The following is a 25,937-nucleotide window of genomic DNA, read 5'->3' as shown; positions in this document are numbered from 1 at the left end:
CCACGTTTTTTCGTTCGCAAAAAATCTAACATGTTACACGTACAAACTATCTTGCACCGTTCTCTTTCTCCCCTTATACTAAAATAAATACAATTGACAATAAGAGGTGCTATATGAATAAAACAGAATTAATTACACAAGTAGCAGTCAAAACAGGACTAAAAAAATCACAAGCCAGTTTAGCTGTAGATACCCTATTAGAATCCATTCAACAAGCGTTGCAAAAAGGAGAGACTGTCCCACTGATTGGATTCGGTACATTCGAAGTGAGAGAGCGTGCTGCACGAGAAGGACGGAATCCAAGTACGGGAGAATCCCTTACCATTTCTGCAAGAAAAGTACCTGCCTTTAAAGCTGGGAAACACTTAAAAGAAGCCGTAAGCAACTAACTATGTATCTATCTCGTATACCAAAGAAGCATGTTTTCTAACATGCTTCTTTTCTGTTAGAGGCGAATCGTTGAAATCGCATGTTTATAGATCAATTGATTTTTGTTATCGGATTCTACCAAAATAGAAAATGCATCATATTCTTTTACGATTCCTTTCATATGAAATCCGTTGATTAAAATCAACGAAATAACCTTCTTCTTTTGTATGACTTCTTGTAATAACCGTTCCTGCATCGATACGGTATTTCTAGCTCTTTCTTTTAAAACAGGTTGTGATTTTTTCTCCATCCGCCATTCCCCCCACGTATTCTCAAACTCTTTCCAGATACTGTTCTAATTCCTCCAGAAGCTGTTTCGCTCCTTCTGGACTCAACGTTAACTGTCCGTCTGCTAGTTTGATATTCTGGGAAGAAATTTCTCCTGTTACGAGACACGTACCATCCGATTTATATTTCTGTAAAATGATACTTTCCTCTTCTACAAATATTTCTATGGCATCTTTTTCGTGGATATCAAGCGTACGCCTCGTTTCCCTCGGTATCACAATCCGTCCTAACTGATCTATTTTCCGTACAATACCTGTTGATTTCATTCTTCTATTTTTCCCCTTTTCAAATAGAATATTTTCTATCTCGTTACCGTTTTCATTCCGATGAAATGTATGTATACTGTATAACATATTGTATACGGCATCGAGGCTATTCATGTCTACATCTTATATTGCCTATTTACAAAAGAAAATGAAAAAGAAACAAAAAATACTTCGGAAATTAACAAAGCTATATGGATTCACACATCCTGTAGTTGTCGCCTATAGTCAAGAATTAGATCCATTAGTCGTTCTTGTCATGCGCTATCTTTCTTCTTGATAGAGGAGAGATTCGAATTCGGAAGAACCGAATTCAAATCTCTATACACATATCCCTTCTATTTTACCATATTTTTTCATAGAATGGTTTTTATAACCATTTTCGCATAAAATTTTTCTTTTTGCACACCCTAACATTACAATCCCATGCTACTACTGTTATTTGCACCAAAACTACACTATTTCGCGGGATTGTCATTGCTTATTTTTCCTTAACTCCATTCAAAATGAGGGCAAGACATGTCAAATATACATCGTTTTGTCCTTATTTTATGATTTCTCTCAAAAATAAAATGGCATACATCACCTAGAAAACGTATAAAAAAACAGATTTCACATATAGTAAAAACAGCAATTCCATCCTACATCTATAACAATTGTATACCGATTATCTGACACAATCAACATTGGAATTGCGCTTTCTCCCGAAAGGCTTACGGACACAGAAAGACGTACTGTATTTCAGTACGTCTTTTCTCATACATCCCTATTTACCTTAACAAATCGGCGTTCCGATTCTTTCATTTTTTAATCGAATCTGTTCCTCTTCTTCGATTCTTCTGTTTTCTAACTCACTTTCTAATTTCCGATACCACTTTCCCTTTTTACGTGTGAAATACGTCTTTACTTCTACATACGGTATCCAAATATCACATGCCTGCATTCGTTCCATCACACTATCTATCATATATTCTTCTTCAAAGCGTTTAGGTTTTCGCAAATACATGGCGATAAAACCTCGATATTCTTCTTGTAGCCATTCTGCGATCAAATTCTTCTGATTCTGCTTCAAATGTGACCATTTCTTGTTCGTTTGGAGAATTTGACCATTCACGATATCATGATTTTTCATCGTTCTCCCTCACTTTTCTCACCGTTATTTATTCTTTTATTATACCATATTCTCATTTTTTCAATGACAGACTATGCCACTATACCCCAAAAGGCTAACAGTTCCGCAAGGAACAGGTCGTATTTTCTTCCGTTTCTCTTCAGAAAATCTCCACCTTTGGAGAAGGGCCACTTCACCTTGTTTCGCAGCCCTCTCCATCCTTGCCCAACTCTTTTCGGCACGTCAACGTATCGTTGCTAAGCTGACGACAAAAAAGGAAATCTTTGCGTTCTTCAGCTTACACGTCATATTGTACGTGCCGAACCGCCTGTACGATCGTCCATTGATTCCACGTATTTCATGTATCGTTACGTCAATCATGGGGACTAGCCCCCATACCCCCAGCTAGCTTCTGCCAAAAAAGAAGGGGCCATTCTAAAATAAAGATATGCATTATTACATATCTTTATTTCTAAGAAACATGGTATGATGTATATTATTCCCTTTAACTGTATAGCAAGTTACTACTCATTTGTATTTATCTATTTTCAGAAAACGACTGTATGATACATTCGTTTTCTCATTCATGTCTGGGCTACTTTCTTTTTCTTCGGAAATACAAACTGAATTTTGTCTTCATCTAATTGTAAATACGCATCAAATTCTTTTTCTAATTTTCCTTTCAACCCTTTCAACAACGTCGTTTTCTTTCCCTCTAACAGCTTTATCATATTACTTTCACTAATTTTCTGTCCTAAAAATTCTTTCGAAACAGAAAACTTACAACTCTTTAGACTATCCTTCGCATATCCTGAACAACCATATATCGTTTTCTTATCTACGACTGGCTTTCCACAGGATGGGCACTCTCCTATATGATGTTCACTTTTTCTATCTTCCACAAAATCGTTTATTGCCCATGGGTTTACTTGGTCTTTTGCTTCGTTGATGAGTTTCTGCGCTAACTTTTTGGAGGTTTCTACGAAAGGCTTATCCTTTTTCTTCCCTTCTCCAATTCCCTTCAAATATACTTCCCATTTTGCAGTTAATTCTGATGAACCGATTGCAGTATCTTTAATGGCTTCCACCATCATTTTCCCTTTATTGGTTACATGTACAATGTTCTTTTCAATTTTGATATACAACAGTGTTTTGATTCTCTCTATAATTCCTGATCTCGTTGCTTCGCTGCCAATATCATGTTTTGCCATTACTGTAATCAGTTGCCCTTCTGTATATAGTTTAGGAGGTTGTGTTTTCCCTTCATGTAACTTGATCTCTGTTTTCTCTACAGATTGACCTTGTTCTACAAGAGGAAGAGTCTGTTCTTTTTGATTCTCTTCCTCCTCTTTTCCAAACACGACTTGCCATCCAAGATGGGTGATTTGCTTCCCTGTCGATTTAAAAACCTCGTGATTCACTTCAGTGAACAGTTCTGTTTGATTATACGTCATAGGTTCATAGAACGTTGCTATGACGCTACGTACAACCTCATCATAGAGCCATCTTTCTTCTTTGGATAAGTTTTCTAGGTTAGGAACTTGATTCGTGGGAATCAGTGCATAATGGTCTCCACATTTTTCATCGTCCACGTATGCTTTTTGCTGTACAATCATGTCTCTTTCTTTTTTTTCAATCAGAGTTTGATAATCTTTAATGTTCACGAGCTTTTCTAGAACACCTGGCAACTGTTCGGCTTCCGCTATAGGAATATGCTGATATTCTGTTCGGGGATACGAAAGCAAGCTTTTATCGTATAGGCCTTGTGCAGTTTCTAGTACCACTTTAGGGGACATTTTATATTTTTTATTTAGCTTTGCTTGTAAGCTCGACAGATTATATAATTTCGGCGCTTGTTTCGATTTTTGTTCCACTGTCACCTTTTGTATACGTGCTGTATGCTCTTGCAATTGTTGCAACTTTCCCTGTGCTTCTTCTTTTGAATGGAGTTTCATAATGTTATGATCTTGGAGGAGTTTTCCGGCATAGGGTATTCCATTCGTATTAAAATGCCCATGAATTTCATAGAATGATTGCACTTTGAAATGCTCTAATTCTTTCTCCCGTTGACTAATTAAGTGTAACAAGGCTGATTGTACCCGTCCTGCACTGAACACCTCTTTCACGCCTTTCTTGTCTCGGAACAACAATGTAAATACTCGTGAGGCATATAGCGATAGGTAAGTTTTTGATAATCTCTCCAACTTTTGTCGGGTAGGTCAGGAGTGTTACCACTCCTGACCCCCCTAAGAACCGTACGTGTCAGTTTCCTGACATACGGCTCAAGCATGCCTTTATCCACGTCTTGCTAGATTAGTCCTGAAAGTTTCTTATTACGGATATATTTCTTAACTGCTCTAAATTGAGCATCGTTTGGAATATCTCCTTTTGCAGGGAATACCTTATGGTATTCTAAATGACATGATATATGGACTAACTCTAGATTTTTATATTCATCTGTACCGCCTTTGACTCTTGGGGTTTTATGGTGTGTTTCTAAACCTTCTGAGCCGTCTGTAATTGAATGACCGCACAAAGGACATTTGTATTTTTGTTTTTTAGCTAATTTCTGTCTATACGCCACATTGTTTTTATCGAACTCTTTAATATCACGTTTCTCAAAGTATTCTTTGAGTTCAGTATTAAAAGGGCTATAATCATGCTTTATCTGTACATGTCTTACTATGGGTGTCCATGCCATTCTTTTGAGTTGGTTATTAGTGACAGGGTCTGTTAGTATCCATTTATTTTTACTTTGCCCTGTTTTGTCTAGCTTATAATATCTATGTTTAATCCAATTCCAGCTCTTCTTTGGATGGAGCCTTCTTAGGAACTTGTATTGGATTTTCCAGATGTGGAAATCCATTTCGGAGAAGATTTCCTTTGCTACACTTGGACTCCAATAATTTGCCGTCCCTATAATAATAGGATTCAGTGTACTGATAAGCACTTGAACATTTTTGCCATAAAGTTGTCTAATTTTATCTGCAAGCTTTCTTTTCGCCGTTTTAATGCTATCTTTAGAAGGTTTGATAAGAACTTTACTACCATTATGAGTTTTATATTTTCGTATATTAAATCCTAAGAAGTCAAATCCTTTTTCAATGTGAGTAACTTTCGTCTTATCCATTGCTAACTCTAAACCTCTAGTTTCCAAATAGGGTTCTAGGGTTTTATACATTCCGTTAGCATCTTCTTCCGATTCACATAAGATTAAGAAGTCGTCTGCATATTTTACTACTGCAAATTTAGAACGGTTTTCATAGGTTACTTTTGTTTTCCTATTTACCTCACGATAGCTAATATCTAGTAAGTCTTCTAGACCATGCAATGCAATGTTTGCTAGTAGAGGTGATATAATTCCTCCCTGTGGAGTACCGTTCTCTGTCGTATGAAATACGTTGTTGTCTACAAATCCTGCCTTCAGCCACTTTTCTACCACATCTAATGCTGGAAAACCTTTGATTTGTTGAAGAATATAGTCATGATTTAGATTATCAAAGCATCCTTTAAGATCACCTTCGAAAATCCATTGCTTTTTGTTTCCAATGGTGTTGAAGATCCTTTCAATCGCATCATGACAATTCCTTTTTGGTCTAAAGCCATAAGAGGTGGGTTCAAATTTAGCTTCCCATTGTGGTTCTAGTGCTAATTTAGCGATATTTTGATAGACTCTATCTTTAATAGTTGGTATCCCAAGAGGTCTGAGTTTTCCGTTCTTTTTCTCAATATACGTGCGATAAGCAGGCTTAGGTCTATGGTTGTAAATATTCATACCCTTCATGATATTGTAAAGTTCGACTCTCTCATACGGGGTCAGAGCTTTATACCCATCAACACCCGCAGTCCGCTTGCCTTTGTTAATTTGAGTTACTCTCCTAATTGATAGAAGAAGTGCGGCTTGACTTCTCATTAGCAACCTTTGTAAGTTTCTTACTTTGCGGATTTCTCCAAGACGTTCGGCATGGTATATTCGTTGCTGTAATTTCTCTACATACTGACTGATACTTAACCAATTGATGTCGTTCCAATCAGTAATGTCTGGTAATGCGGACTTCTTAGTAGAAGTGTTCATCGACTGTTACCATCCTTTCAAGTAATTCTTCAACGCTTTATTACCATGTTGCATACCAGTTGGAAGTCAGCACCATTTCAGGTTATGCCAAATGGCATTATTCACCCAGTTATTTCCGATTCCTGTTGCCTTTCGGCAAGGTAACATTCGCTTGCTCCAACTTCCTATATCCACTTGGGGAATTGGGTTTCGCTTACGCTAGACTTACCTTCAATGAAGGACCCCAATTGGACTTACCAAGTTCGACTTCTGTCAGATATGAGTAGGTTAGGTTTCTCCAATACACCGATAGGCTTATGGGTTGCAATGAAACTGTTCAGGGGAGAACATTTTCCCTACCTATAAAACGTTAGCTTAACCGTGCCTTATCTAACGACTGTGGTGACGATGCTTATAGAGATTCACTTATCGTTAACCATACTACTCTTTCCCTAGCTCCCTTCTGCTTAGACACTCAGCTTCTGGTTGAGCATATCCTCATGCAACCCACATTACAATTACTCATAATGCAGTTTTGGAAGGGAATATCCATTGCAACTGGATAGTCTGATTAGACACTGACATTGTGCGGAAGAAGTCGCTTCTTGTCGCACCCCCCGCTCCACACCGTACGTGCGATTTTCACCGCATACGGCGTTCCATCAATTTAAACATATCTTTGTTTTCCCTAATCTCTATAATATTAGTTCTCAAGAATGCGATTATATCGTTCAATATTGCTATATAGCTTTGTTTCCAACTTTCTTTCTTAGGTTATTAAGTTTTTCAAGTTGGATCTCGTTGAGATCAAATAAGGTTAGGAGCTTGCTTATATTTTTAGGGTCATTTGTATGAATAAGTACGTGAATATCATGATGAATAACCACTAAATTTACATATCTATCATCTTTTGATACGTGATAAGGAATAATGTGATGACAGTGGATTTCATTGAAAGCCAGTTCTCTGCCTGTGATAGCACATTTTCCATGTTGAGCGACAAACTTTGATATGCGATTGTCATTGTACTCAACTGTGGCACGTTCATTTATGATAGGGTTCTCTCTTAACCATTGAAGCATATATTCAGACACAAGACTCTGGTTTTTATGAATTTCTATACGCCCCTGTGGGGTGTACTTATTAATCGAACTTTTCTTACCTAGTGTTTTTCGTTGTTTAACATAGCCAATAGGGATAATTGGCATGTCTAGAAAATACCTCATATTTTTCGACTTCATGTATTTCATAATACCTTTGTCTTTTGTCTTATAATTGCTTGTTTTACTCAATCCACGTAGTCGATTTTTAAGGCTTATCATTACAGAGTAATGGATGCCACTAAAATCAATTGCTACATGCGAGGCTATATTATAGTAATTATGAATACCTAATACCAAAGCATTGTACCTACTAATTTCAGCCACTGTTTCTTTTGAGTTTGGGCTTTTCTGAATGGCTCGTATTTGTGTTTTAAGCTGATGTCTTATACTTTTTATTGCTTTTTGTGATACATAAGTATGCATGACATATCTATCAGCTTTCCTTTCAGCCTTCAACTCAAAACCTAGGAATGTACTTCTTTCATTCCACAAGTCAGTTATTTGGGATTTTTCTTCTGAAATTGGTAGACGTAACCTATCTTCAAGCCACTGTTTACTTGCATGGTATATGCGTTCAGCAGTTTTCTTGTCCTTACAAAATATTTTAAAATCATCAGCGTACCGGACATAGTAGAACTCCTTGAGTGTTGTGCTTGACCTTAGTTTGCGATAATGATTTGATTTAACTTCACCTTTACCTTTGGCGTATTGGTTAATAATTTCTTTACAGCGACGTCCTTGCCATTGCTTTGATATCCACCAGTCAAACTCATTTAGATTAATGTTTGCTAGCAGAGGGGAAAGAACTGCACCTTGCGGTGTTCCTTTTGTTGGAATTATCACTATGCCGTTAGGCATGACAATAGGTGATTTCAGCATTTTCCCAATGATTGCTAATAGTTGTTTGTCTCTGATACCAATAGTCCAAAGTTGTTTCATGAGTTTGCTGTGGCATACTTCATCGAAGAAGCCTTTGATATCCACATCAACCACATAACGACATTGGTTAAAGTTAATTCTATGACCGCAATCAACGATTGCTTGTTCCACTGACCTATTAGGTCTAAATCCGTAGCTATGAGTATTGAATTTTGCTTCGCAGATAGGTTCTATCACTTGAAGAATGCTTTGCTGTGTCAGCCTATCCCAAATAGATGCAATTCCTAGTGGTCTTGTCTTTCCGTTTGGTTTAGGAATATCTACCCTTTTGACACGCCTCGGTTGATACCAAGAAAATCTTTTCTTCATTATGGATAGGTATTCATTTGTACTAAGTTTTTCAATATCCTTGATTGTCAATTTATCAATACCTGCTGTGTAACTTCCTTTATTACGTTTAATATTTCTGTACGCTAATAGCAAGTTATCATCAGATACGATATATCGCATTAGTTTTTTGAATATCGCATTCTCGGAACTTTTCTTGAACAGCAAATCAAACGTTGGCGTCATACCATAGTACTCAGCATGTCGTAACTTGCTATCTTTCAGTTCCTCTTGAACTACATTACTCATAGTTAATCACTTCCTAACGGACGTGTTACTAGTTGTCTTACACGAACCTATGAAAAATGATTAGGGTTTCCAATTTGTTTCTAGAATTGACTTGTGGCTATTCCTCTGCTCTCATTACAAGAACTTCAACAGTCCTGCCACTACTCTCACTAGGACAAAACAAGGTTATTCGCTATTAACGCATTTCCTTGTAACGCTTCAATGAGTGTGTCCTCTCCGCGTTCCCAGCTTTCCACGTTGCCTTATTCCTATCAAAATTACATTAGGTTAGGTGCTGACTATACCCCATCATTCTATCCAACGCCTGTAACGCTGCATGGTTTTTCATAGCATGAATTCTTACTCAACCACAGAATGATAAACCGAGATTTCTCTTAGCCCAATCGTTGGAGCGTACATTCGCCAGTTCGTCAGTGTTTTACCACATTCTCACCATACTAAGTTTTTAACGACTTCCGAGCTATCATATACGGACAATACCTCTATTGCCTTTTCGGTTGTTCACTGAACACTACGGTATACTTCACCCGACTTCACCGAGCTTCACACCATTTCCATATACACGTAGGAAATCGCATGTCGGAGTATTAAAGGGAGCGTTTCAGAACGTTACTTCATCATTCCACTCCTCGGAATAAGACTTTATCCCTTATTTGTTTTTATTTCTTAACACGTAGGGATAAGATAGCTTTTCACTATCTAACGTGTCGCACTCATGCCTATAATCCAATCGCTAACAGAACGGGCTTGTTCTTCTAAATAATAACTATATGTTTCTTCTGCATCTCGCAAGTTTTGAAATCCTTTTCGAACAGCATCCTGCGTCATACTCTTAACCCACAATCGTTTTTGTTGTGTGTCGTTCACGCCTGCCATAATAATAATATTTTTTGCAATCGCTTCTCCAGCTCTAGCAGGATCAGTCGCAATAATAATTTCATCTGCTTTTTGTAGCCATTGTTTCGCATTTTGAAAAATAGACTTTTTATCTTTTGACACCTTCATTTTAAACTCTTCTGGAATAATAGGTAGTTGGTCCATACTCCAATTCTTCCACTCTTCTTTATACTCATCAGGATTACATAATTCAACTACATGCCCCAATGCTGATATCATCACAACTTCTTCATCTCCAAAAATTTCTTTATCTTTCACTGTAATATGTGTACTTTCTCGTTTGGCACTTTGAAATGCTTCCGAATAACTTTTCATTTGTTGCGGTTTTTCACATAGTATCACTTTCACGTGGATTCCCCCTTGAATTGAATTACAGTTAGAACTTCCGTTCTTCCTATTACTGTTCTATTTCCGCCCATCCATCCGTATAGTATTCCGTAAAAAGGTTTGCAGGGTCTGCATTCCATTCTTCGATACACACTCTACCTAGACTATTTTCTAATTTTTTGAACGTAATTTGAAAATAATTATGTAAGCGCTTCAACTCATGTAAGTTATAATTCTTTAATTCTCCTTCAACGAGTGTTTCATCTCCAAACGGAATCGTCATGAGTGCCTTGATTTTCTCCAAAAACTTTTCATTTTGTTCTTGTTCTAATAGCATTTCTTGCTCAATTATTTTTTTGAAATTACGTAAGTGAAACCAGCTTGGCTCGTGAATATGCTTTAAATAAACACCTTCCCAATTGTGATGCATTTCAATTTCAACATACTCTTGATCCCACCTTCTTGCATGTGAAGTAAATCCGAAATATTTACACAATATATTTTCCAATGGGGCACCGATGAACCAATTATCCTTTACTCGTTTACTTTTCATATTTAACACGATTTCTTCAATATGTTGTAACAGTTTCCGAACTATAATTTCAGCATGATGTGTAGATACATATATCGCTCCCTTATCATATTCTAAGCTCAAATTATGATAGATTCGATATACTGTTTCTTTTCTGTCTTGCATCGCTATATATTCTTTTGATTGGTTTTGTTCCATTTTGATTCTCCTCTTCAAACATCGTTATTCTGTAATGTATATTTCATGACAATACTTTTCTTTTTCCACCCAACAATATGTTCATCCCTCGTACAAGTTGTATACAAACCGCTATTAATTACTGAATATAACGTATAAATGCTGGTGTCTTTTGAATTTGAAAATAAGTACAAATCAAATCTAAAAGTTTCTCGGTTACCATACCTTTTCTAATTAGATCGTGAATCTCAGATTCTGAAACTTTTATCTCATTTGCAAATTCTTTCATAGACAATCCTCTCTCTGTGTATAAAGAACACACTACATGTCTCAAATTTCCGACATTTGCTTGTATAGATAAACTTGTATACCGCCTATCTAACTCTTTTAACTCATGTTCTACATGTTGTAGTTCCCGTAATAACTCTTGATATATATATTTCCCCATATATTTGCTCCCCCTTATTTTTTAATCGATACTTTCCTAATTAATATTCCTTCATCATTTTGGTTCAGTAACACTTCTAATCTAGATAAATTAGATTGTAAAAACATAATGTCAACATACTCCTGTTCTTGTAAGAACACTACCGTATCAGCCAGCTCTTCTACTAATGCTCTCTTATTCTCACCAAGAAGAATCTCCGGTAAATTATGCATTCTGTCTGCCATTTCAAAAATAAATTGATGGTAAGCTGTTTTTCCAAGCATTTTCTTATACTGATTTGAAGAATACATTCTTAGCAGCACAAATGTGTTGTGCATCAATCCTGCTGCCATTTCTTTTAATTGCAAGATGTCTACCTGTATTAATTGTTCTCTTAACCTATAAATTTTCTCTCTTTCACCTTCAATTTCATCGAAATTTTGCACTTTCCCCTGTTTTTGCTCTTGCTGATTTCTATAATATTCTCCAGAAGAACTCCCCAATGTTTGAAGCATATAACAAATGACTTCTCGTTCGATACGAGAGAACGTACACCGTGGATTACTCCAAATAAACCATACCATTTCTCTATACCTCACTTTAATGAATGGTGCATTCTGCCCAAATTCTTGTAAAAGTTCTCTCTGATATGCTGTTAATACCGATGTATCAATCACATCTAGGGATATAGGGGATTTCTCTACACCAAATAAGTTTCTTAGTTTCTCAAGGTTTTTCTGATACACCTTCTCTTCCTGTGCTGAAAAATCTTCAAAACGATATTCATGTAAAAATTTGCTAAACTTCAGTAAACTTTTCAAAAAACGTTTTTTCCAAAAATTCATACTGGATTCCTCCAACTTTATATATTTATTTTGTAAGGCTTCTTCGAAGAGTCATATTTTTCTCTTTTGCTAATTTGTTGTAGCACGAGTCACAGTAATTATCACCAGATTCTGTTGCTACTCCACGTTCAATTGTTTTATCACAAGCCTCACATAATACATCCCAATTTTCACGTTCTCTCATCATTCCCATCCCCTTTTTAATAAAATTCAAATTGTATAAAGATTCCTCAAGCTTCTCTTCTATGCTGTCGTTGCCCCTTTGATATCCTCATACTCTTTTTCTTCGATTTTCGGATTTGCTCTCCCATGTACTCCAGAACACGAGCAGTTATTTTTTCTGGAAAGAATCCTTGTCGTTCTAACAGAATGTTCTCAATTACCCATGCTTTTCTTGTGTAATACTCGTATTCTCCGCCTGTTTCATCCGCAGTAGCTTGTAATGTGCTTTCTGTTTTGGAAGCTTTATTTAGTAGTTGTAAACCGTAATACGTTTGGCTGCGTGCTTCTCTGACTTCCTTTAACAACAAATACAAATCGTACGTATGATACTGTTTCAGCTCTTCTACAGACTGATTGATGTGTTCTAAGAAGATATGTGACTGCATTTTTGTAAATTCAAAACGCTCCCCATTCTGACAAAGCTGTAAGACACCTGTTTGTTGTTCCCGCATATGACCACCACAGAATTCACAAATCTCTTGTACTACACCATTCTTATCAACTTGTATCGGAGTTGCACAGTATGGACAGTTCACGATTATCACACTACCTTTCGTTTAAGATTCTAAATTAATTATACAATTTACTACATGTAGTTACAAGTAGTTGAAAGTGATTTAAATCATTTATATAATTACATTAGAGGTGGTAGAAATGGAAAACCGAGGCTTAAAAAATCGTAAGACCCTTTCGAATGCAATTGCTAAAGAACTTTGGTATGATTTAGACCAATTAGCGAAAGACACTCGTATTAATAAATCTAAATTACTAGACGAAGCTGTTAGCGATTTACTAAAGAAGTATGAGAACCCTACAAAGAAATAACAACGTAGGGTTCTATTTTGTTGCCCACTCCTTATTTTTCGAAACTCACTGAAACCTCTTCTTCCATCACAATTTCTTCTTGTTTTTCCTTCACTAAATCCACAAATTTTTCTACCTGCTTTTCGTCTGTTACTTCTTCTGCTATGACTGCTAACTCTTCTTTTTGATCTATAATCTTGGCTTGTTGGTTCACTAGTAAAATATGTGATACTTTTTCAATCCTTGTGACAAATTCTTCCGCATTCACTTGTTCAATTCGATGAATATGCGGATGCTGTTCTACAATATACTCTCGTAATGCTTCCATCGTTGCTTCAGGATGTTTTTCAAACTGTTCTGTTACCACTTCTTGAAAGTTCTTTTTTATCGTATCCGTAGGTATTTCAGCTTGTTGTTTTACTAAGAGGAGGGTGTTGCAAAACTCATAAATATTCAAAAATAAATGCATAAAAAAATCCGTTTTCCTGGAAGAATGATAGTACCCTAAACTATCTCCAGAAAGGACGGATTTACTAGTATGATAACCAATTTTGATCACAATCAATCCATTTTACACATTTTATTTGCCTACGTAGACAGTTTAACCATTGGAGGCGTTCCGCCTATTACAGGCCGCCCACCTATCTGTAGAAAAGCTTTACTCAAATGTTTTTTTGTGAAAACGGTATTCCAAATCAATTCATTACGTAAGTTAACTCGCTTTTTGCATCAATATCCTTCATTTCGTGTATCTTGTGGTCTTTCCTTTGTTCCTCATATATCCACTTTCTCACGTGTAGGAACTTGGTTTCGCAATGAAGGTATTCCGTTGATTCATAAACAAACTCTTGAAGAAATGAATTTAGGATTAATTCCGTGTGTTTTAATTGATAGCACTGCCTTACGGAGTAGTTTATATGATTCCCAAGCAAAATGGGGGAAATCTACTCGTTATGGTTGGTATAAGGGATATAAAGCTCATGTCTGTTCTACACCAGAAGGTGTTGTATTGTCGTATGCATTTACAACAGCGAACGTACATGATAGCAAAATGGCTCCTGTATTGCTTCAAGATATACAAAATCAAAATGTGTTATTTTCCATTGCAGATGCTGCTTATGATAGTCAGCGCATTTATGAAATTGCAAAAACATGTGATATTTTTGCGGTGAATCCAATTAACCCACGTAATGGCGAACAAAGCAAAAGTACACATCGCCGTGTATTATCTCATTTTGCACAAACCATCTTTGGCAAACAGTTGATGAAAGAGCGTGGGAAAATTGAACAACAGTTTGGTCATCTCAAAGATAAAGGGCTGGAACAGCCACGTTGGTATGGTCAAAATCGCTATTTATTACATGTTCAGCTAGTTTTTCTGATTCATAACATTGCATATTTATTTTAGTTTTGCAACACCCTCTAAGAGGTCTTTTTCAAGAGGCTGCGGCATAGTAGGTTCTTCCACTGTTTTTTCTTGCACCACTTCTTTTTCTATAAGCTGTTCCTTTTCTTGTACAACCGCCTTCTCCTTATCCTTTTCTCGTAACGTTTCCTTTTGATACGGTCTCGCCTGTTCCAGTTTTTGATTTAATTCTTGACTCTTTGTAAGGATGAGATTATTTACACGAACTACTCCATCAATTAATCTATTTTTTGTATACTGTTTAACTTGCCCTGGTGCTTCTTTTACCGTTTGTACATTTTGTTTCACTTTTTGCCTAAAAGTTTCTTTTAAGGTTTGATAACTCTGTTTTACATTTTCTTTTAAGGTATGAATGGCTTCTTTCCACGAAGCCCCCTTCTCTTTCTGTTCATAGTATTGATGAAGTGTTTGTTCTAAGCTCTTCACATGCTGATCTAATAACTCTTTCACATCCTCTTTGGTCAATGTAGAACCTTTCGGATTTTCTAAATCGCTTTCAATCAGTTGTTGCACGTCCTTCATACTTTTATTCAATACGTTTTTTACTGTAACCGTTTGTAAGTTGTCACGTAACACTTCGATTCCCTTTGCTAACCCTTTTTCTTCAGAAGGGTGATGTTCATATTCAAATGCCTGATTCACTTCATATACACCCGACTGTAACCGCTGTAAAAAGGTAGATTCTTGTAACGTCTTCATCGTCTCGCTGACAGTACGTTCGGATACCTGTGTTTGTTCTGCGATTTCTTTTTGTGTCATATGCAATTGATTTTTTGCATCCAATCGTTCCATCACAAAATTTAATACTTGGATTTTTTTCTCCCCTTGTAACTGTAAATCCAATAGCGCATTCCAATTTCTATCATGTTTCATTTTCATATAAACCACTCCCTCTGTATAAAATAATTAATTGATATACCCTTCTTCACCTAAAGGCTGTTGGATACTAATATTTCCTACAATCCATTTTTTCTTTTCAGGACTATATACCATCTCAATATCTAATACCATTTGCATGGTACTCGTTACACCGTTTACAGTCGTATTGATCCACACACGAGAAAACACATTCGCTTTCTCACCATTTTGCACAGCTGTATAGTATAACTTGACATCTTTTATAGCTGAAACAATCGTTGTTTCTGGTGGTGTTTTTTCTGGCTTCTTTTCTTCTCCTGCTGGCTTTAACTTCCCTCTTACAGACTCTGTTGTATATGCATCAATTTTTGACCACCCTTCTTCACCTTTTGACGTATCATACGTAAAGAAGGCTCGTAAAAAGGCGTCTGTATCCTTTTTTACTTTTGTTTCCTCATTGTTCTCTTTTGCCTGCACCTTCTCTTTTAAACTGGTATTTTCTTTCAAAACTTGTTTATATTTTGTTTCATATACTTTCACCTCCCCTTTTTGTTTCCAAGCATACCCTATTAATATCACTATACCTATAGATAAAATCAGAATTACTATACTACGTCTCATTTCCATTCACCCTTTCTCATCGTTACTGTACTCGACCAAACCCTGCGAGATGTTGCTGCCAATACGGTTTATTTAAATCAGCATAATCAAGGGGGTCACCAGCATGATACATTTGCATATTTCCTTGATAAATACCTACATGCGTAATATATGTCCCTGAATTATATGTTCCATGGAAAAACACTAAATCTCCGGGCTTTGCTTCCTCAGCAGCGATACGTTTTGTTTGATTCCATTGCATTTGTGCGGTTCGATCTAATTGCACACCTGCTGTTCGGAATGTCCACTGAGTTAAACCACTACAATCAAAACTTGCAGTTGGGCTTGCTCCACCAAATACATATTTATAACCTTTATATTTAATGGCTTCAGCCATAACTTTTTGAAAAAATTCGTCTCCAACAGCTCCACCACCAGCGATTTCACTCGTTTGATAGTATTTCAAAACTTTTTCAACATAGCTATAATCGCCATAACAAAATGGACTTCTGAATCCACATTGTGTGCGCCCATTTGCCATTTTCAAGGCAAAACTTTTCGCTAATTCCAGGGTATATTCCCCGCCATTACTATTAATATAGTTCAAAAATCCCGGGCCGAAATTATATGTTTGAAGGGCTAATTTTATTCGATTGATATCAGATGGACTCTGCACATTTGCTATTGTAATAGAATGTTTAAATTCTTGTACGCCAGCCCATATGCTGTAGTCCGGATCTGTGATTCCGTTTTGAATTTTCGGGTACTTCGTGTTAAAAGCGCCCTCTGCCGATTGCATGACATCGAGCAAACGTCCGCCGCTCTCCTGCATAATTAAACTAAGCATTAACGGTACATAGGGCTCTACACCAAATTCTTGGGCGTATTTACGAACCGTAGGTTCCCATTTTAGAACTTCAGGTAGAACAGTTGTTGTTCCTGTCCCCATTGGTGTTTGTGGCTTACTCCCTCCTCCCCACATCAAACAGATGAAGAGACTAAACAAAACCAGTATGCCAATCAGTATAGGCTTCCAATTTCGTACAACGGTTACGGTTGCTTTGATATACACGGTTCATCATCTCCTCTTCATCAGCACTTGACGTGTCATAAATTTCATCATGCTTCCTGTACCACTCGCCACACCTGTAGAATAGACAAATTTTTGTAACACGGCTGGTGTTGTCACAACCCCTATTAAAATACCTGTTCCTAAAATGGCGTGACCCGACAACATACAATTGAGACCTAAATATAAGAAACTGACTTGGGCGGCTGCTGTTCCCACAATAGCAATCGTTTCTCTCCACCAAGTTGAATACATATCCATCTCTTCATTTAAAGCGGATAAGGCGACAAAAGGTATTAACACATAACAAAAGACAATTTGCCCCAGTCTCATAATCATTTGAATGTACATTAAGACAAACAAGATAGCGAGTAAGACTAAAAAGAAAATAGCGACAAATACAACCGTTCCTGCCATTTGTAATTGATACACCTGTGCGATATTTCCTAACACAATTTCACTAACCGTTTTATCACCTCCGTCTTTTTTTAATCCCAAAAACTCTACAAATTGATCAACTACTAGCCCTTTATCTGAAATAAATCCAACCCAGAAAGAATTAATTTTAATCATGATGTCTAAAAATAACGGTAACATCAGGAGGCGGTACGCAAATTTTCCGATATCCCCCATGATTTGGGACGTTGTTCTTCTTTGAATTGAACCCGTGGAAATCGCTAAGTATTGTTTAAATAATTGATGAAGGACAATGACTCCTACTAAGGCATAGACGAGAAAGCGAACCCAAGAGAACACATCTTGTATCACCTGTACCTTTTGATATTCCGTATCAATTTTCGTGACACTCACAATCGACCCTAAGAAAAAATTTAAGAGTTGAATCGACAATTCCACAATCCACCGAGAAAAGGCTTCAATGGGATTCGTTACCGTTGTAAAAAAGTCTTTCACCGCTTGCCACATGCACGTTCACTCCTTTTTGTTACTGCGCTGGAGGCACAGTCGCTTGTTTTTGTTGTAACTTTTTATTTTCTTCAATGACAATTTTCAGTTGCCCCACAATTTCTTTGATTTCAGATTCTTTATCCTGCATTTTTTTTTGCAACTTTATTTTCTCTTGTTCTAGCATTTGTATGTGTTTCTTTTGTTTTTCACTTTGTTCATCCTGTTTCGCATTCACCATCGCTGGCTGGATACTGTCTTTTGTGATAACATACAAATTACAGGAAACCGATAGTGTCAACAAAGCGACACATAACTTGGCGGAAAGAGGGAAAGAGAAGGAGGCGAATGACCAATTTCTCTTTCTCTTTTTTTCTTTTTCTTTCGTTTCTTCTGGTTCTTTCACGAGTTCTTGCAACGCTTCCCATGTTGTAGATTGATAGATATGTTGTAAGAATTCATTCCTCATTTCTACTGACTGAAGCATGCAAGCTTCAAATGATTCGTTCGAAAAAGCAAAGGCAAGTAAACGTTTCGTATGGGTCAACCTATCATTTCGATTAAATCCCGTTACAGGCATGTGTTCCATCGCTTGATACATGAGCTTCACTTCCCCTTTCTTCGTATAAAAAATATTGTCTGGAATGGGAAGGAGCATCGTTTCTTGATGTGTTTGGAAGAGGTGGACCAAGCAAGACAACACTTTCCGTTTGATCGCTTCATTTTCTTGTTGGATACGAGAAAACGATAACAAGTGGGATTCTTTTTCATACCGAAGTATGACATCTCCTCGTATAATTTCCGCAAAGGTACACGGTAACAAATACGATTTGGTTTGTTTGATTCTGTCAAATGGAGCTTCTTGTTTTAACTTTGTTTTCGAAAACCGATACACATATTCTGTAGCGGTTTCCTCTACTGTCCCGTCTCCAAATACAATAATCATACCTACACCTCCGCTTTCTCTTTTTGTTCTTTCCTTCTTTGCGCTTCTTTCTCTTCGATATGTTCCATTGGCGCAAAATCTCTTTTTTGTTCTTTATAAATCAGACTGAGTGTAATGTGCTGGATCGCTTCTTTCACCTGTATCAGAAACTGGTCTTCTGTTTCCTTTACGTCATGGTGAGGAACGAACTCTATATCTGTCATCATGCAAGCTGGATTCTTCTGTACAAGAAACTGAACGCCTTCTTCATCCGCTTCTAAGTCCATCGTATACAAAGCTTGTATTCGTCCATTTTTCTTTTCTACCCCTACAGGTTGTAACACCTCGTCTCCCCATAGTTCTCGTTTCACCGTAATCGGTAAGGACAGAGTTTCTTCGGTGTTTTGTTCCTCCTTCTGTTTCTCACTTTCTGGTGTTTCCGTTGTTTCCTGTACTTCTCCTTCGCTTGGTACAGATGCTTGCGATTCGTCTTGATTATCTTCTTGTTTTTCATTTTCTGATACAAAGGAAGACTCTACCGTTTCTTTTGGCTTTTCTTCTTTTGGTATACTCGATTCTGCTGACTTCTCTTTTAAATGCCATCCCATGTCTGCCTTTTCTCCTACTTGGTCTGCAAACCAATTGTCTATCCATGCTTTTTGCGCATGAATCGGTAGTTTCCCACGTCGGAAGACATAGCATTCATTCTCATCCATCTGATTCAAGAGTTCATCGGGTGTCTTGAGCGGTCTCTGTACGTAGGTATACGATTGTTGATTGCTATCCAATTCTCCAGGTGTTTGGCTATCATTTCGCAACCTTTTGGTCGTCACACCCAGTCGTTCTGAGAAATATTTCGCTGTGCCGAGGTCATTTGTTCCTAAAAAAAGGGTCGTATCACAATTGGCCATGATCTCATCTGTCTGTTTTTCCCCATAGCGATCCATCAATTGCCCCATAGCCTGTATAATGATGGATACTTCTATACCGTAGGAACGTGTCGTAGATAGACGCTCAGCAAAATCCGGTATTTTTCCGATATTCGCAAACTCATCTAGTAAAAAGCGAACAGGTACATGTAATCGATTATGATTCGTATCCGCATACGCATATAATTCTTGAAATAGTTGGGCAAAAAATGTATTGATTAATGCTCGATACGTACGGTCGGCTACTGGAATGACCACATATAAGGCAATTTTACGTTTCCCAATATCCGCTAGTTGAAAGCTACTATGTTTTGAAAACGTACGAACCGATTTTAATTTCCATAGTTTCATTGCCTTGGCTGCGTTACTCACAATTCCGCCCCATGTTTTATCTGTCGCATTCTTCACCACACCAAACGCCATACGAGCAGAAGAATCTTCCTCTAAGTTGGCAAATCGTTTCTTTAATTGTTTCTCAGAAGGTTCTGTCAAGAAATCGTATACCGTGTCCATCGAATGCTGTTCTTTCGGCAGATTTTCTCGTACATATAAAATGCCTGCCGTAATCAAGGAAATCGCTTGGTCCTGCCAAAAACTATCTCCTGATTGCGGTCCTTCTTCTCCGCCTAAAACAAGCGTTGTTGCAAATTTTTCAGCATCTTCATCCAGTCCTACATAATCAATTGAGTTATACATATCGGATAATGCCATATTTGAAAAATTAATGAGGTACACTTCATACCCCTGCGCTCTCTTCTCACGAGAAGTAAGTTCATAGATTTCCCCCTTGGGATCTGACACGACAATCGATTTATTTTTCGTATTCACGACATTGTTTAAGATATAGCATTTGGTTTTCCCTGTCCCTGATCCACCAGCTACACATACATTTCGGTTTAACCGACTTTTTTTCTTATGAATCATCAATTTATCATTATAGACTGCTAAAACAGTGCCTTCTTCTTCCTTATCCGCAGTAATATTTTGTTCATCAAAAATGGTTACTTCATCTGAAAGGGAAGCGCTCCCTAATCCTCCGTATTCGCTTGCATCTTCCACCGTATGTGGTTTTAACTTTCTCCATGTTTGGAAGGTTGTATAAGCGAAAATACCAAGTAGGATAAGTTGTGCATATTGATACAATTCGAGTCCTAATGCGAACGATACGGTTTCAATCGGACTCGTCAAGTAGGAGACCGCAAGATCTTTTGCTGTACCATCTGGCAACTCCATTAACTCGTCTTTATGTTCTAATAAAAAATCAATCATTCGAAGGCCAAATGCCACCACATAATCAATCAAGAGACAGAAACTGAAAATCATTCCGACTGACAACCAAAATGTTTTCCGAGAATCCGCAAGGGGTTTTTCCTTCATACTCATCCCGCTTCCCCCTCTTTTGGTTTTCCGCCCATCAGTTCCCATTCCACCTCTGTTGGTTCAATCAGAAGGTGGACACGTTTATCCGCATAGATAAAAATTCCTTCTCCTTTATTTTTCTTACGAGGTTTTAAAATTTTTCGTTCACTGTCTGAAAATTTGATCTGCGCCTGCGTCATCAAATCGTGAATGGATTTTTCTGCAAGTGGTAAGAACATTTTCATTAGACTATTTTCAATAACCGCTCCCCCGTAATTCTTTTTCCCATCACTCGCTCGGAGTAATTCTTCTACTTGTTGTGTTGCGCCCCATACGCTTCCATCATACTTTCGAATCCGCTTCCAAATCTGATAAATGAATTCCATACTTTGCGGATTAGACGGGTCTGCGAATACGTGTAATTCGTCTAAAAACAACGTCTTTCTCCCTGCTGTTCTCGTAATCTCATCCCATAGAAACGAAGTCGCATTGAACATCGCACAAGATTGTAAAGCTGAACCGACTCCTAGCCTGGAAATATCAAACGAAATGAGTTGATTACGTAAATCTACATTGGTAGGTCCATTAAAAATACGATTATTTGCACCCGAAACGTATTGTTTCAGTACATAGGAGAATAACTTTAATGTGTCGTCTCCTTCCTCAATTTTTTTCATCAATAGCGCATATAAATCTGCTAAAACAGGAAAATCTTTGGATTTCTTTTTCTCAAAGTCAGTATCAAATGTCATGTGAAAAGGCTCTGATTCGTATAATTCCACCAGGTAAGCATCTAGTACCGCTAATTCATCAATCGTCATAGACGGACGCATAATCTTGAAAAAAATCTTCACTCTTTCTAAATGCTCAAGTAATGGATTTCCTTTCTTTTTTGTATCTCGCTCATAAAACACGTGTAACGGATTGACACGCGTATCTGTGGTATTGGACAGTTCAATGACCTGACCACCGAGTTTTCCAACAAATTCACTATCTTCTCCTTCTGGATCCATGTTAAAAATACGAATCCCTTCCATAAAATCACGCATCAGTAACATTTGCTTCAATTTGGTTTTTCCGTATCCCGATTGCCCTAAAATAATCCCATTTCGGTTCTGTAATTCCCATTTATTCACCACAATGAGCGATTTTGTTTTGATATTTCTTCCCATCGCAATCCCGCGCTTCGTAAATAATTCGGTCTCATCAAAAGGAAAGAAAGTAGAGAATGCTTTTGTATCCATATTTCTTCTCGTATATTCTCCTACCTTATTTTCCAGAATAGGCAAACAGGATTCAAAAGCATCTTGCATGCGTGCACTAGGCACATAGGCAAAGAGATTACGGGCTGAAAACGCATTATTTACCTTATCCGTTAATTTCTTTAGCTGTTCGAGACTCTCGGCATGAAGCCGAATCAGGAAATGCACCAGTAACATGCCACCTGTATCATTCGCCACTAAATCCTCCAGCATATTATTGGCACTCTCTAATTCCTGTTCCGCTCGTTTTCTCATTTCAGGATTTAATTTTCCCGACAGCAATCTTGCTTCTAACTCTTCAATCGAATTACTAAAGTTCTTAATCATATCAGCAGAGGAAGTCGGTTCTACATGATAGGTAAAGGAGATATTTCCTTCTAACCGATACAATTTGGATAAGAACCCCATGTAGCTACCTGATGGATAATCCGTCATACAAAGGATACGTTCATATCCTTCTCCTACCCGGATATAATCTATTTCTTCCTCAAATATAGCTGGTGCAATCTGATCCGCTACAGAAAAACGTTGAAAGGTTGGTTCTTCTTTTTTCTCTTTTCTCTTGAATCGGAACATGAGCTATTCCCCTCCTTTTATGTTTCTTTTGGCATGTTTCACTGTAATATAGGGCGAGGACACTTCTTTAAAACGATTAATACGTGCTTGATAGTTGTTAAAATGCACCTGAAGAATTTGAACAATCTCATGAGCATTTAAGATATGACATTCTAGACCGTCTTCTGAAAGTTCTGTTAAATTCTCTCGTAACATCTCCGCTCTTTCTAACAGTGTTTCCATCCCGTTCTGGATACTTTCTTCGCTTCCCTGTACTTTCTCCCTCAAAAGAAGGTAGTGTGCCTTTTTCAGCGTATTCTGAGCGTGTGAGGAGTTCTCTAGATAAGAAACATATCCACTTCTTAATAATTGACGCATGGCATTCGATTCTTCTTCTATCTTTTGTTTCTGATCTTCCACATAATCCGATAAGTCAACAGGTTCTGCCAGAACCTCAATTTGAAATTCGCATGGAATTCCTGACACAATCGCACCAAATTCCTCCATCAATTCTAGTTTGTCTTCCTCACCCATTAATTCCAAGTTCATCGTCCCCACCCGAATGCCCACAATCAAGGTTTGCTTCTTCGTCAGAATCGCTTGATGATACAACGTTTGAATCGGAATTAAATTCTGTGTACGTTTTGCTTGTTGTCTCTGTTTTCGTTTTTCTTGCCATTTTTGGAAACCCATTTTCTCACCTACCTACTCTTTTTTATATAACAAGATCGTTTGCTTCTTTCTTTTTCGCCGATGAAAACGAAATACATCTAGCAAGTATGCACCTGCTTTCACGTTACATCCTTGAATCGCTGGTAGCACAAGTAACCCCGTAAATAGAACGAACAAGACTAAACCTAATCCAAGTTGCACAAAAATATGAATCGGTAACAAATACAATGTTCCGCCAACAAGTGGAAGGAAGAGAAGATAGTAGCCTATCTCCTTCCACCCTATACCCGTATTCGGAATTAACTCAAACTTCGCCTCAATATTTTTTGGAATATGAATGTGTTTTGGACTCATCTTTCTTTACCTCAACTTTCCAACCACAAAATTCACAATTAATGTTCCCATAAAAATAACGCCTGTCACCATCACAATCGATAGCATATCGCCTTTGCATTCTGCTTTCTCCGATGGGTTATTTGCGAGCTTCATTTTGATTCCTTTCCATCCAAACATACAAGCTCCAACGGATGGGGCAACGAATAGAATAATAGTCGAAACAGCATCTACAATACTTTTAATCTTTGTTTTAATCTGGTCTTCTTCACCAGCGGCAAAAGCAGTATGTGGAGTAAATATAATGACACATATCATCGCAAACATTGCATACTGCCAAATGATTTTATTTTGAAACAAGTTTTTTACTTTTTGTTTCATGACAACCACTCCCTCTCTTCTCTCCCCATTTTATGTCTAGCTCTCCCAAATTCGACTTTGGGTCAATGATAAACACCTGCCCTTTCTTACTTTGCTCAGCTGTATAGAGCATACGTGCGTAAGTATAATCCCCCATTCCCACTACACTTGCCCTCCTTGTTCCATTGGCGCCTGCTTGGATGTGTCTTCTGTAGATGATGGTTTCTCGGGTTCGTTTGGTGCTTCAACAGGTGGGTCTTGCTTTTGTTCTTCTACTACTTTGACTACCACTTTCGTAACAGAAAGATTTCCTGCTTTATCGGCTGCCATCACTTCTACTGAAATATCTCCTGCTTTGCTCGTATCATACGCTCCAATCGTTACTGTGGGGTTTGCATCCTGATTATCTTGTACGGTCACCAAATCTTGTGGTAATAATTTTGCTCCGACTTTTACGGTGACATTCTCTTTTGGTGTAATCACAGGCGCTTCCGTGTCTTTATTCTCATTTACATCTATTACTTTCACCGTAACCATGACACTTGCCTGATTTCCAGAGCGATCTACCGCAATAACTTCTACCTGTATCTCTCCTGCTTTGCTTGTATCGTACTTGCCGACAGAAACAATTGGATTCGCATCCTTGTTATCACTTACAGTAACTAAATCTTGTGCGGAAAGAATATGACCAACTGTCACTGTAATGTTCTCTTTCGCTTTGATCACAGGCGCTTCCCTATCCTTATCTGCTTCGGGGTCGATAACGGTTACTGTTACCCTGATACTAGAACGGTTACCTGCTTTATCAATCGCAACCACTTCTACCTGCATTTCCCCAGTTTGACTTGTGTCATAGTTCCCGTTAATCGATAATAACGGACTCTGATCCATGTTGTCGGTTACGGTAACCAAATGATGAGGATTCAGATTCTGTCCTTTTTGTACCGTTAGATTCTCTTTTACTGTCATTTTTGGTGCTTCGCTATCTACGATTGGTTTCGGCTTTTCCGGCTCTATAGGCGGGTCTACGGGTGGTTTAGGCTTATCTCCCCCATTTCCACCTGTAGGTGGTATAATAACGGGCGGTTTCGGTTTATCCCCTCCTCCATCATCTGTTGGTGGCATAATGACTGGTGGCGTAGGCTTATCAGGTTCTGTTGGCAGTTCTACCTTCACCTTCGGCTTTTCTATATTGGTTGGTGGCGTAGGTTTTTCAAGTGAAATGGATTCTTTTGCATTTGATGTATTTCCTAATGGTGTCAAGATAACTGGCGGTGATGGTTCTATTTTTGGTGGTTCGATTGCAGGCGTTGGTAACCTTTCTTGCTCTATTTTCGATTTTTGATTCGTTTGAAGAATCGTTGTTAATTGCTTTGTCTCATCTTCTGTTAAATATTTTTTTGCTATCGTGGTAGAGATAGGAGAAGATTCTTTTTTAGAAGATACATGCATGACATTTTCATCGGTAGGATGCGGTTCCTTTTCTCCTTCCTTCTCTTTCTCTGACTTCTCCTTTTCCTTCTCAGGCTTCTTCTCTTTTTTTACTTCTTCTGTTTTCTTTTTGCCTTTTTCTTTAGATGATGCTTCTTCTTTTCCAAAACACCCAGTAAGAGAAGACAGCGCAAGCACTGTCCCACTTACAATCGTGACTTTCTTCAGAAATGCTTGTTTCTTAGTCATTTTGAACCCTCC

29 protein-coding genes are annotated in these 25,937 nt (G+C 37.7%); 4 read left to right on the top strand and 25 right to left on the bottom strand.

Annotated elements, in window-relative coordinates; genetic code table 11:
* Window positions 1-113 precede the first annotated feature (113 nt).
* Window positions 114-389 (top strand): HU family DNA-binding protein, encoded by a 276-nt coding sequence (locus QCI41_RS28845; RefSeq protein ID WP_098148140.1) that lies wholly within the window; start codon window positions 114-116, stop codon window positions 387-389.
* Between the two features lie 56 nt (window positions 390-445).
* Here the strand turns inward: QCI41_RS28845 and hfq are convergent, their stop codons facing one another.
* Both hfq and QCI41_RS28835 read right to left on the bottom strand, forming a co-directional pair.
* On the bottom strand, window positions 446-679 hold the full coding sequence (hfq, locus tag QCI41_RS28840; RefSeq protein WP_061659251.1) for an RNA chaperone Hfq: 234 nt from the start codon (window positions 677-679) through the stop codon (window positions 446-448).
* Window positions 680-701: 22 nt separating this feature from the next.
* Window positions 702-983 carry an AbrB/MazE/SpoVT family DNA-binding domain-containing protein gene (locus QCI41_RS28835; protein ID WP_000843032.1) on the bottom strand — a complete coding sequence of 94 codons (282 nt, stop codon included), beginning with the start codon at window positions 981-983 and terminating at the stop codon, window positions 702-704.
* Between the two features lie 112 nt (window positions 984-1,095).
* On the opposite strand from QCI41_RS28835, the gene QCI41_RS28830 reads away from it, so the two are divergent.
* A complete protein-coding gene (locus QCI41_RS28830; protein WP_065486608.1) occupies window positions 1,096-1,260 on the top strand; it encodes an aspartyl-phosphate phosphatase Spo0E family protein in 165 nt (54 codons plus the stop codon).
* 495 nt (window positions 1,261-1,755) lie between these two features.
* On the opposite strand, the gene QCI41_RS28825 is transcribed toward QCI41_RS28830, so the two are convergent.
* The 10 genes from QCI41_RS28825 to QCI41_RS28780 all read right to left on the bottom strand — a co-directional run bounded on the left by QCI41_RS28825 (window position 1,756) and on the right by QCI41_RS28780 (window position 12,726).
* The gene (locus QCI41_RS28825; protein ID WP_065486610.1) at window positions 1,756-2,112 is read right to left on the bottom strand and encodes a transposase; all 357 of its coding nucleotides are present in this window, start codon (window positions 2,110-2,112) and stop codon (window positions 1,756-1,758) included.
* Window positions 2,113-2,675: 563 nt separating this feature from the next.
* On the bottom strand, window positions 2,676-4,295 hold the full coding sequence (locus QCI41_RS28820; RefSeq protein ID WP_353838923.1) for a type IA DNA topoisomerase: 1,620 nt from the start codon (window positions 4,293-4,295) through the stop codon (window positions 2,676-2,678).
* 104 nt (window positions 4,296-4,399) lie between these two features.
* Window positions 4,400-6,166, bottom strand: coding sequence for a group II intron reverse transcriptase/maturase (gene ltrA / locus QCI41_RS28815; RefSeq protein ID WP_098771513.1), 1,767 nt, complete (start codon window positions 6,164-6,166; stop codon window positions 4,400-4,402).
* Window positions 6,167-6,885: 719 nt separating this feature from the next.
* On the bottom strand, window positions 6,886-8,763 hold the full coding sequence (gene ltrA / locus QCI41_RS28810) for a group II intron reverse transcriptase/maturase (protein ID WP_353838924.1): 1,878 nt from the start codon (window positions 8,761-8,763) through the stop codon (window positions 6,886-6,888).
* 699 nt (window positions 8,764-9,462) lie between these two features.
* Window positions 9,463-10,008 (bottom strand): toprim domain-containing protein, encoded by a 546-nt coding sequence (locus QCI41_RS28805; protein ID WP_353838925.1) that lies wholly within the window; start codon window positions 10,006-10,008, stop codon window positions 9,463-9,465.
* Window positions 10,009-10,057: 49 nt separating this feature from the next.
* Window positions 10,058-10,717, bottom strand: a complete 660-nt coding sequence (locus QCI41_RS28800) for a hypothetical protein (RefSeq protein WP_000437439.1) — start codon at window positions 10,715-10,717, stop codon at window positions 10,058-10,060.
* A 118-nt stretch (window positions 10,718-10,835) separates the two neighbouring features.
* Window positions 10,836-11,144, bottom strand: a complete 309-nt coding sequence (locus QCI41_RS28795; protein WP_000521594.1) for a hypothetical protein — start codon at window positions 11,142-11,144, stop codon at window positions 10,836-10,838.
* 14 nt (window positions 11,145-11,158) lie between these two features.
* Complete coding sequence (locus QCI41_RS28790; protein ID WP_353838927.1) at window positions 11,159-11,968, bottom strand: hypothetical protein; 810 nt, start codon at window positions 11,966-11,968, stop codon at window positions 11,159-11,161.
* Between the two features lie 25 nt (window positions 11,969-11,993).
* The gene (locus tag QCI41_RS28785) at window positions 11,994-12,152 is read right to left on the bottom strand and encodes a hypothetical protein (protein WP_078187972.1); all 159 of its coding nucleotides are present in this window, start codon (window positions 12,150-12,152) and stop codon (window positions 11,994-11,996) included.
* A 46-nt stretch (window positions 12,153-12,198) separates the two neighbouring features.
* Window positions 12,199-12,726, bottom strand: a complete 528-nt coding sequence (locus tag QCI41_RS28780) for a hypothetical protein (RefSeq protein ID WP_260857121.1) — start codon at window positions 12,724-12,726, stop codon at window positions 12,199-12,201.
* Between the two features lie 118 nt (window positions 12,727-12,844).
* Here QCI41_RS28780 and QCI41_RS28775 point away from each other — a divergent pair, with 118 nt between their 5' ends.
* Complete coding sequence (locus tag QCI41_RS28775; RefSeq protein ID WP_000431537.1) at window positions 12,845-13,015, top strand: ribbon-helix-helix domain-containing protein; 171 nt, start codon at window positions 12,845-12,847, stop codon at window positions 13,013-13,015.
* 31 nt (window positions 13,016-13,046) lie between these two features.
* Here QCI41_RS28775 and QCI41_RS28770 read toward each other — a convergent pair whose 3' ends face one another.
* Entirely contained in the window at window positions 13,047-13,463 is a 417-nt protein-coding gene (locus tag QCI41_RS28770) for a hypothetical protein (protein ID WP_353838928.1), read from the bottom strand.
* Window positions 13,464-13,532: 69 nt separating this feature from the next.
* Between QCI41_RS28770 and QCI41_RS28765 the strand changes: the two genes are divergently transcribed.
* Window positions 13,533-14,402 (top strand): transposase, encoded by an 870-nt coding sequence (locus tag QCI41_RS28765; RefSeq protein ID WP_353836336.1) that lies wholly within the window; start codon window positions 13,533-13,535, stop codon window positions 14,400-14,402.
* Here the strand turns inward: QCI41_RS28765 and QCI41_RS28760 are convergent.
* Genes QCI41_RS28760 through QCI41_RS28705 form a run of 12 tightly spaced genes read right to left on the bottom strand, consistent with a single transcriptional unit; the run spans window position 14,394 to window position 25,925 of the window.
* The gene (locus tag QCI41_RS28760) at window positions 14,394-15,299 is read right to left on the bottom strand and encodes a replication/maintenance protein RepL (protein WP_353838929.1); all 906 of its coding nucleotides are present in this window, start codon (window positions 15,297-15,299) and stop codon (window positions 14,394-14,396) included. The genes QCI41_RS28765 and QCI41_RS28760 overlap by 9 nt on opposite strands.
* Before the next feature lie 27 nt (window positions 15,300-15,326).
* Window positions 15,327-15,899 carry a hypothetical protein gene (locus QCI41_RS28755; RefSeq protein WP_353838930.1) on the bottom strand — a complete coding sequence of 191 codons (573 nt, stop codon included), beginning with the start codon at window positions 15,897-15,899 and terminating at the stop codon, window positions 15,327-15,329.
* Between the two features lie 22 nt (window positions 15,900-15,921).
* Window positions 15,922-16,950 (bottom strand): bifunctional lytic transglycosylase/C40 family peptidase, encoded by a 1,029-nt coding sequence (locus tag QCI41_RS28750; protein WP_483299554.1) that lies wholly within the window; start codon window positions 16,948-16,950, stop codon window positions 15,922-15,924.
* Window positions 16,951-16,956: 6 nt separating this feature from the next.
* A complete protein-coding gene (locus QCI41_RS28745) occupies window positions 16,957-17,871 on the bottom strand; it encodes a conjugal transfer protein TrbL family protein (protein ID WP_327880173.1) in 915 nt (304 codons plus the stop codon).
* A gap of 19 nt (window positions 17,872-17,890) precedes the next feature.
* Entirely contained in the window at window positions 17,891-18,796 is a 906-nt protein-coding gene (locus QCI41_RS28740) for a hypothetical protein (RefSeq protein ID WP_353838932.1), read from the bottom strand.
* 2 nt (window positions 18,797-18,798) lie between these two features.
* Window positions 18,799-21,087, bottom strand: coding sequence for a VirD4-like conjugal transfer protein, CD1115 family (locus QCI41_RS28735; protein WP_353838933.1), 2,289 nt, complete (start codon window positions 21,085-21,087; stop codon window positions 18,799-18,801).
* On the bottom strand, window positions 21,084-22,901 hold the full coding sequence (locus tag QCI41_RS28730; protein ID WP_197263113.1) for a VirB4 family type IV secretion system protein: 1,818 nt from the start codon (window positions 22,899-22,901) through the stop codon (window positions 21,084-21,086). Before QCI41_RS28730 ends, QCI41_RS28735 begins: the two co-directional genes overlap by 4 nt.
* 3 nt (window positions 22,902-22,904) lie before the next feature.
* Window positions 22,905-23,573 (bottom strand): hypothetical protein, encoded by a 669-nt coding sequence (locus QCI41_RS28725; RefSeq protein WP_353838934.1) that lies wholly within the window; start codon window positions 23,571-23,573, stop codon window positions 22,905-22,907.
* Window positions 23,574-23,585: 12 nt separating this feature from the next.
* Window positions 23,586-23,906, bottom strand: coding sequence for a hypothetical protein (locus QCI41_RS28720; protein WP_000074652.1), 321 nt, complete (start codon window positions 23,904-23,906; stop codon window positions 23,586-23,588).
* A 6-nt stretch (window positions 23,907-23,912) separates the two neighbouring features.
* Complete coding sequence (locus QCI41_RS28715; protein ID WP_000810964.1) at window positions 23,913-24,266, bottom strand: TrbC/VirB2 family protein; 354 nt, start codon at window positions 24,264-24,266, stop codon at window positions 23,913-23,915.
* Window positions 24,232-24,408: a hypothetical protein gene (locus tag QCI41_RS28710; protein WP_002180661.1), complete on the bottom strand. Its 177-nt coding sequence runs from the start codon at window positions 24,406-24,408 to the stop codon at window positions 24,232-24,234. Before QCI41_RS28710 ends, QCI41_RS28715 begins: the two co-directional genes overlap by 35 nt.
* A complete protein-coding gene (locus QCI41_RS28705; RefSeq protein ID WP_353838935.1) occupies window positions 24,408-25,925 on the bottom strand; it encodes a hypothetical protein in 1,518 nt (505 codons plus the stop codon). Before QCI41_RS28705 ends, QCI41_RS28710 begins: the two co-directional genes overlap by 1 nt.
* Window positions 25,926-25,937 lie beyond the last annotated feature (12 nt).

Origin of the sequence: Bacillus cereus group sp. MG4 (genome assembly GCF_040460055.1) — a bacterium.
Classification (GTDB): Bacteria; Bacillota; Bacilli; order Bacillales; family Bacillaceae_G; genus Bacillus_A; species Bacillus_A wiedmannii.
The sequence above is the reverse complement of the archived record's forward strand: the minus strand, read 5'-3'. Positions and strand labels throughout refer to the sequence as shown.

What these genes read in the sequence shown, in the direction of transcription:
- QCI41_RS28845 (WP_098148140.1), top strand. Translation starts at nt 114, where the DNA reads ATGAATAAAACAGAATTAATTACACAAGTAGCAGTCAAAACAGGACTA.
- hfq (WP_061659251.1), bottom strand. Translation starts at nt 679, where the DNA reads ATGGAGAAAAAATCACAACCTGTTTTAAAAGAAAGAGCTAGAAATACC.
- QCI41_RS28835 (WP_000843032.1), bottom strand. Translation starts at nt 983, where the DNA reads ATGAAATCAACAGGTATTGTACGGAAAATAGATCAGTTAGGACGGATT.
- QCI41_RS28830 (WP_065486608.1), top strand. Translation starts at nt 1,096, where the DNA reads ATGTCTACATCTTATATTGCCTATTTACAAAAGAAAATGAAAAAGAAA.
- QCI41_RS28825 (WP_065486610.1), bottom strand. Translation starts at nt 2,112, where the DNA reads ATGAAAAATCATGATATCGTGAATGGTCAAATTCTCCAAACGAACAAG.
- ltrA (WP_098771513.1), bottom strand. Translation starts at nt 6,166, where the DNA reads ATGAACACTTCTACTAAGAAGTCCGCATTACCAGACATTACTGATTGG.
- ltrA (WP_353838924.1), bottom strand. Translation starts at nt 8,763, where the DNA reads ATGAGTAATGTAGTTCAAGAGGAACTGAAAGATAGCAAGTTACGACAT.
- QCI41_RS28800 (WP_000437439.1), bottom strand. Translation starts at nt 10,717, where the DNA reads ATGGAACAAAACCAATCAAAAGAATATATAGCGATGCAAGACAGAAAA.
- QCI41_RS28795 (WP_000521594.1), bottom strand. Translation starts at nt 11,144, where the DNA reads ATGGGGAAATATATATATCAAGAGTTATTACGGGAACTACAACATGTA.
- QCI41_RS28790 (WP_353838927.1), bottom strand. Translation starts at nt 11,968, where the DNA reads ATGAATTTTTGGAAAAAACGTTTTTTGAAAAGTTTACTGAAGTTTAGC.
- QCI41_RS28785 (WP_078187972.1), bottom strand. Translation starts at nt 12,152, where the DNA reads ATGAGAGAACGTGAAAATTGGGATGTATTATGTGAGGCTTGTGATAAA.
- QCI41_RS28775 (WP_000431537.1), top strand. Translation starts at nt 12,845, where the DNA reads ATGGAAAACCGAGGCTTAAAAAATCGTAAGACCCTTTCGAATGCAATT.
- QCI41_RS28770 (WP_353838928.1), bottom strand. Translation starts at nt 13,463, where the DNA reads ATGCATTTATTTTTGAATATTTATGAGTTTTGCAACACCCTCCTCTTA.
- QCI41_RS28765 (WP_353836336.1), top strand. Translation starts at nt 13,533, where the DNA reads ATGATAACCAATTTTGATCACAATCAATCCATTTTACACATTTTATTT.
- QCI41_RS28760 (WP_353838929.1), bottom strand. Translation starts at nt 15,299, where the DNA reads ATGAAAATGAAACATGATAGAAATTGGAATGCGCTATTGGATTTACAG.
- QCI41_RS28755 (WP_353838930.1), bottom strand. Translation starts at nt 15,899, where the DNA reads ATGAGACGTAGTATAGTAATTCTGATTTTATCTATAGGTATAGTGATA.
- QCI41_RS28745 (WP_327880173.1), bottom strand. Translation starts at nt 17,871, where the DNA reads ATGTGGCAAGCGGTGAAAGACTTTTTTACAACGGTAACGAATCCCATT.
- QCI41_RS28740 (WP_353838932.1), bottom strand. Translation starts at nt 18,796, where the DNA reads ATGATTATTGTATTTGGAGACGGGACAGTAGAGGAAACCGCTACAGAA.
- QCI41_RS28735 (WP_353838933.1), bottom strand. Translation starts at nt 21,087, where the DNA reads ATGAGTATGAAGGAAAAACCCCTTGCGGATTCTCGGAAAACATTTTGG.
- QCI41_RS28730 (WP_197263113.1), bottom strand. Translation starts at nt 22,901, where the DNA reads ATGTTCCGATTCAAGAGAAAAGAGAAAAAAGAAGAACCAACCTTTCAA.
- QCI41_RS28725 (WP_353838934.1), bottom strand. Translation starts at nt 23,573, where the DNA reads ATGGGTTTCCAAAAATGGCAAGAAAAACGAAAACAGAGACAACAAGCA.
- QCI41_RS28720 (WP_000074652.1), bottom strand. Translation starts at nt 23,906, where the DNA reads ATGAGTCCAAAACACATTCATATTCCAAAAAATATTGAGGCGAAGTTT.
- QCI41_RS28715 (WP_000810964.1), bottom strand. Translation starts at nt 24,266, where the DNA reads ATGAAACAAAAAGTAAAAAACTTGTTTCAAAATAAAATCATTTGGCAG.
- QCI41_RS28705 (WP_353838935.1), bottom strand. Translation starts at nt 25,925, where the DNA reads ATGACTAAGAAACAAGCATTTCTGAAGAAAGTCACGATTGTAAGTGGG.